This window comes from uncultured Algibacter sp., from assembly GCF_963976535.1.
Classification (GTDB): Bacteria; Bacteroidota; Bacteroidia; order Flavobacteriales; family Flavobacteriaceae; genus Algibacter_B.
In genome coordinates this window covers 108,346-115,093 of the sequence record NZ_CAXBLF010000003.1, presented here as the reverse complement: position 1 = coordinate 115,093, position 6,748 = coordinate 108,346, and the positions used below count along the sequence as shown (strand labels likewise).

The following is a 6,748-nucleotide window of genomic DNA, read 5'->3' as shown; positions in this document are numbered from 1 at the left end:
ACTATTTTTAAGGGTAACAGTTTCCCTCCTAATAAGGAGGGAGTAAGGGAGGTGTAAAACCGTTTTCTTCAAACTTAAAATACAGTCCTCAATAGCTCTATATAATCAATTGATTTTCCTTATTAGAGTGGAGGCTCTTGCGAAATAGATTTTGCAGCAACATAAGCTCCAGTCCAAGCATTTTGAAAATTAAAACCTCCAGTAACCGCATCAATATTTAATACTTCACCTGCAAAATAAAGGTTTTTAATAAACTTGCTCTCAAAAGTTTTAAAATTGACTTCTTTAAGATTCACACCTCCGGCAGTTACAAATTCTTCTTTAAAAGTACTTTTCCCGTCAACATTAAAAACTGCTTGTGTTAATTGACTTGCCAAACTTTCTAATTGTGACTTATTTAAATCTGCCCATCGTGTTTCCTCATTTATATTGGACGCTAAAACCAATTTATGCCATAGCCGTTTTGGAAGTTCAAATTGTGTTGATTTGAATACTGTTTTTTTTGCTAAGTCTCGTTTCAGTGTTTTTAAAATTGCTAAACAATCTTCAAAAGACTTTTTAATAAAATTTATTTCTATCTGAAATTTGTAATTTCTCTTTGCTAACTCTAAAGCACCGAAAGCAGAGAGTTTTAAAATGGATGGCGCACTCATGCCCCAATGCGTTATTAGCAAAGGGCCTTCACTCCATAAATCGGTTTCCAAAATTTTTACTTCAACATTTTGTGCTACAACTCCCGGAATATCTTGTATCCGCTCATCTTTAATATTAAATGTAAATAATGAAGGAACCGGTTGTGAAATAGTATGCCCTAAATATTCTATAAGTTTCCAGATTTTCGGGTTGCTTCCAGTTGCTAATAAAACTTTTTTAGAAGAAAAATTATCTTGTGAGGTTTCTATATGAAAAACTTCTTTTTCTTTTGAAATAGACTTCACCGAGTGATTATATAATACCTCTACTTGATGCTTTTCAGCTTCATTTAAAAAACAATCGATGATAGTTTGTGATGCATTGGTTACAGGAAACATTCTCCCGTCTTCTTCAGCCTTAAGTTTAACCCCTCGTTTTTCAAACCATTCAATAGTATCACCTGTCATGAATTGATGAAAAGGTCCTAATAATTCTTTCTCACCTCTTGGGTAATTCTGAACCAATTCTTGGGGAATAAATTCTGCATGCGTCACATTACACCGTCCACCACCAGAAACTTTTACTTTGGCCAACCCTTCTTTCCCACGTTCTAATAAGGTTACTTTTAAACTCGGGTTTTGCTCAGCTATATTTATTGCAGCAAAAAAGCCTGCAGCTCCTCCGCCTATAATTATAACGTCTTTATGAATCATATCCTATCGGGGAAATCTGAAATCATCCCATCTACGCCGTAAGACTTTATTCGCTTTATGGGGTTTAAGTTGTTTACAGTATAAGCAATAACTTTATAATCCTTTTTTAATTCCTCAACAATCTCTTGGGTTAACATAGTGTAATCTGCATGTATAGCCACAGCTTTTACAGTTTTAGCAAAATTAACAGCAGTATCTATATTAGTTTCGGTAAGCACGCCTAAAGGTATTTTATCATTTATTTTATGGACAACTTCTAATAAATCTTTTTGATAACTTGAAACTATGATGTTATTATATTCCCAACCCTTTTTTTCAACAAAAAAAGCTATTAATCTACTCGCCTCTTTTGCTGTATCTTGTCCTTTTAACTCAATATTTAACAAACACTTGTTATTTACAAAAGTTAACACTTCTGACAAGGTTGGAATTTGGCAATGGCCTTTAACCACAAATCGTTTTAGTTCTTTAAGCGTGTGTTTTGAAATTTCACCAGTACCGTTCGTCATTCTATCTAAAGTAAAATCATGAAAGACCACCAACTGTCCAGAAGCGCATCTATGCACATCTATTTCAATACCATCAACACCTAACGCTATTGCTTTTTTAATAGACTCTAAAGTATTTTCGGCCATATGCCCTTTGGCTCCTCTATGGCCTATTTTTAAAACAGGTATATTCATTGAAAAAAAATTAATAAACTTAATAATATCTGTGTAAATTTAGCATTATAAATTTTGACTACCTAAATGAATAAACTTCTAATTTTACTTTTTTTGATTGTTTCTACTTGCGATACTGGAAATTTAAACGTTATAGCAGACTTACCAAAAACCCTTAATGAAGTTTCTGGAACTGAAACAACACCAAACACAGACTGGGTTTGGATGCAAAACGACGGTGGCAACAAAGCCATAATTTATGCTGTAAATAACAAAGGAAACATTAAAAAAGAATTAAAAATTAATGCTAAAAATATTGACTGGGAAGACTTAACATCTGACCAAAATGGCAACTTGTATATAGGTGATTTCGGAAATAACCTCAACATACGTAAAAATTTAGCCATTTTAAAAGTTAGTGTTGATTCACTAAAAAATAAAGGTAATATTAATATTGAACGTATTTCATTTAAATACCCAAATCAGACAAAATTTCCGCCTAAAAAGAAAAGTATGCATTTTGATTGTGAATCATTTTTTCATTTTAATGATAGCTTATATTTATTTACTAAAAGTCGTGTAAAAAACGATTTTGGAAAAACGCACTTATATAAAATTCCAGCAAAACCAGGAAATCATGTTGCTGAATTTATCAGTTCTTTTAACTCTTGTAACGGTTTAGGCTGTTGGATTACCTCGGCAGATATTAGTAATGATGGTAAATCTGTCGCCATTCTTTCTCCAAAATCTGTTTTTGTATTTACAAAATTTACTAATGATGACTTTTTTAGCGGAACAGTAAAGCAATATGATTTTACTTTTGAATCACAAAAAGAAGGTGTTTGTTTTAAAGACAACCAAACATTATATATTACTGACGAAAAAGCACATGGCGAGGGTGGAAATCTGTATGAATTTAAATTAGACTAAAACCCAAAACCAACTTTAAAAGCTAAACGCAAACCATCATCACTATTAAAAGCTGACAAATTAAACGTTGCCATTTGAGCTAGATTAGCAAAAACACCACCACCTATAGAGGTATTCCATTTATCTGAATCTTCAGCATCTAACCAAACTCGCCCATAATCAACACCTCCATAAATACCAATATTAAGTGGCAGCAACCCAGTTTTTACTTTGCGTAAATTTAAACGTAAATCGGTAGTTTGCACAAACGCATTTTTACCTGTAAAGCGTTCATTTCTAAAGCCACGCAAGCCATTATTTGCCCCAATATTTGCTGCTTGATAAAACTCAAAATCATCACCAAAAATAAGATGCGCTTTAACCTTTGTTGCAAAAACCAATTGGCCGCTTGCATCTATTTTATGATCAAATGCTAAATGTGGTATTAAATACCCAAAGCCTTTATTAGAACCTGTATTACTCTTATATCCTAGTGTTATACCTGTTTCCATACCTAATGTTGGAAATGCTGGGTTGTCTTTATTATCATACGTGTAATTTGCTTCTGTGCCAATAAAATCGTTGCTCTCTTCAATATTATTCCCTATTAATGTGTTGATAAAACGTCCTTCTGTTTTATTAATTTCATAAGACTCATATGAAAATCCAAATCTAAAACTAGCTCCTAATCGTCCTCGCCAAACAATGGATGGTTTAAATGAAAATTCTCGCAGTTTAACTCTATTATAATCTAAACCAACATCTAAACCATCATCCTCTTCAGATTCAGGATTTGATGTTTCATTTCCATATCCAAAGAAGTTAACTGCATAATTTGGGCTAGTAAATTTAGTTTGTAACCCAATATTTAAATTACGTAATGCTCCAACAAATTCAACATCATATCCAAAATCAAAACCATTAGTTGCAAGATAATACGAAGCTGCTAGTTTATGCTTAGATGTAAACGGGTTTCTAACAAGTCCATGACTCAAATAAGTTGCCGATGTTCCAAATTTAATACCATCATCTGGGTTGGCTCCTATAGTAGGAATGATACTAAATGTCTTACTTTTTAATTTCTTATAATCATAAACATTATTCGTATAATTATCGTTTAACTTTTTACCGCCCTTGTTAGTAAGGAATGTGTTTTTCTTGGATTTATAATCAAATATTTTAATACGATTACCGTTTTGTATATCATATATATCATTGTTTTGCCCTCCAATTAAAAAAACTTTTGTTAAGTTTTCTCCTGTACCGAAAACTTTAAATACATCTTCATCATCTAATCCATAAATCCATATTTCTTTAGTTTCATCATGGTTAAAATAATGATCGTAAAACACATCTGCTTTTTCTCCATCCTTTATTCTATAGCCTTTAATCCTTGTTACATTACCATCTCTTTTAATTTCAAAGTAATCATCTTTATTAGTCCCTCTTATCACAGAATAATTTACCATAATATCATAATAGCCGTCCGATATAAGCTGTAGGTTTGCTCTTCTGCCTTTTAACTTTCTTTTAATATCCTCAATATCTGCACCTTGTACTTCTTTTGGGAATAACTTAAAGGCGTCATCTATAACATCATCTGTAAGACCATCCACAATAATCTTAACTTGCTGATTCCATACACCCCTATCAGATTGATTTATCAAGGCCATATCTAACGGGTACGGCTCTAAATTAAAACCTACTAAATGATTAAGTTCTTCTTCATAAGACTTTAATAATCTCGCTGTTGATATAATTGAAGTACCAATACCAAGTAAAAACCCATCTCCCATAATTGAAAATGCTTGATCTCTATCCCTTGGTACCGGTCTGTAAACTGTTTGTCCATTTTCTTTAAATTTTGCCCAACGCCATTGATCTGTATGTCTATCCCAATCACCAATAAGCATGTCAAATAATCTAGCTCTTATGTAAAATGCTTGATCAACTATAATATCTTCATCCTTATTAATCTTAGAAAGCATTTCATCGGTGCTTATCATTTCATCAGAAAAACCAAAACTTGCTTTATCACCATGACCATCAGAAGTACGTTCTTCAATCATATACAATTCATCTCCAAATTCAGAATTAAATTGTTGAAGGGCATTTTGTTTTGGCACATAATATAGGGTTGGATTTGTATGATAAACATCTACGGCGTCTGACAACTTTCCAATTACGAAAGGCGCATAAGGGTGAGCTCCAGTAAACACGTCCATAACCAAGTCTTCAGTATAAGTATTATCAAACTGCCCTTCAATATATTGGTCTAAAAATAGCGTTGTTTGTAAATATTGTAGCGCTTGTTTCTTTAAGGCTCTCATGACATACTCGCGCCCTTGATTATCTTTTAATCTCAACGACTTTGATTGATGACCGCCACCTTTCCTTACTGGCTTAAGCCCACCTAAAAGCGTATCAAGATTTACTGTTGGCACAGTTACTTTTGTGCTGTAAACATCTCTATATCTTTCGCCCCAAAAAAACTTATATAAATTACCTTTAGTTGTTTCTTCTTCTGTATAGACAGAAGCTGTTTTTGTTTTTTCAAAATTAGAAGGATAATTAACAATTTCTTCTTTTTCATCTTGAGGTAAAACTTCGGTACTAAATACTTCTTTTTTGTCATCGGAAGAATAAAACTGAACAAAAGAAGACCCATCTTTATAAACACTTAATTTTGCATAACCAGGTGAAGCATAAGAGAATTTTCCTCCTCCAACGTTTCTTGTAGCCGTTAATTTGGATCCGGATCCGCTAATAATTTGAGGTATATTGTCTTGAACTAAGTATTGTAAGTTATGCTCATGGCCAGAAACGAATATTACTTTATCATTCTCTTGTGATAACGTAACTAACCTTTTCTTAAACTCATTATATATAGGGTTTTGAATATCGACGGTACTTAAACCTGCAGAATGTCTTAAAACATTTTTTAGAGTTCCTAAAACTGGTAATGGTGTCATGTGGCTCCCAAATGAATATTGTCCGCCATGGCTCCCATTGCTAAACATTGGATGATGCAATGCAATAATGGTAGTTTTATCCCTAGCTTTTTTTATTTCTCCTTCTAATTCTACAAAAAACTGAGTTCTTGTTTTAATATCACATTCATCATTAATGGTGGGATGCGTATCCCAATTTGTTAAATACCATTCAGAATCAATAATAATCAATACAACATCATCAGAAACTTTTACACGTCTTATCGGGCAACCATTTTCAGGCAAAAATGTGTTTTTCCCAAGCCTGTCTTCAATATATTTTTCTTGACGTTTAAGTCCTTTTAAGCCATTACTATACCAATCATGATTTCCAGGAATAAAAATAGTACGCCCTTTAAAATCTTTAGCTACATCTGTTTGTACATTTAATTGATGCTCTGCAAAGGCTCTTCCAGACTCACTTTTCTTTGGTAAGCCCTTCGGATAAATATTATCTCCTAAAAATATAGCAGTACTATTTTTAGTAGCTTTATCTAACTCCTTTTTAAAATCTTTTAATGCCTGAGTCATTTCTCCTTCCGAAGAATTACCTGCATCACCCATTAAATAAAAAGTATGTTCAACTTTTTTATCTGGGACTTCAATGGGTTTATAATTGTCTGTATATTGTGCTTTAAAAGTTGCACAAGAATTAATAATTAGGGCAAGAAAAAATAATGAGAGGGATAGTGCTTTTTTCATGTATGTTGGTTTTGTAAGAAAAATAAAGATAAGCAAATATATCTAAATTACAAACGAGATTACTTTTAAGACCTGTTTTTGTTACTTACTTATGGCATACATTTTGTATCCTTTTAAAATATATACTATATTAATGGAG

The 6,748-nt window shown here is 32.5% G+C and carries 4 protein-coding genes; 1 reads left to right on the top strand and 3 read right to left on the bottom strand.

Going from position 1 to position 6,748, the window contains the following annotated elements; genetic code table 11:
- Positions 1-122: 122 nt before the first annotated feature.
- Both AAC024_RS02160 and AAC024_RS02155 read right to left on the bottom strand, forming a co-directional pair.
- Complete coding sequence (locus AAC024_RS02160; protein ID WP_339893535.1) at positions 123-1,346, bottom strand: NAD(P)/FAD-dependent oxidoreductase; 1,224 nt, start codon at positions 1,344-1,346, stop codon at positions 123-125.
- Positions 1,343-2,029, bottom strand: a complete 687-nt coding sequence (locus tag AAC024_RS02155) for a glycerophosphodiester phosphodiesterase family protein (RefSeq protein WP_339893534.1) — start codon at positions 2,027-2,029, stop codon at positions 1,343-1,345. Before AAC024_RS02155 ends, AAC024_RS02160 begins: the two co-directional genes overlap by 4 nt.
- Positions 2,030-2,095: 66 nt before the next feature.
- On the opposite strand from AAC024_RS02155, the gene AAC024_RS02150 reads away from it, so the two are divergent.
- A complete protein-coding gene (locus AAC024_RS02150; protein ID WP_339893533.1) occupies positions 2,096-2,938 on the top strand; it encodes a hypothetical protein in 843 nt (280 codons plus the stop codon).
- Here AAC024_RS02150 and AAC024_RS02145 read toward each other — a convergent pair.
- The gene (locus AAC024_RS02145) at positions 2,935-6,609 is read right to left on the bottom strand and encodes a metallophosphoesterase (protein ID WP_339893532.1); all 3,675 of its coding nucleotides are present in this window, start codon (positions 6,607-6,609) and stop codon (positions 2,935-2,937) included. The two genes, AAC024_RS02150 and AAC024_RS02145, sit on opposite strands and share 4 nt — an antisense overlap.
- Between the last annotated feature and the right edge of the window lie 139 nt (positions 6,610-6,748).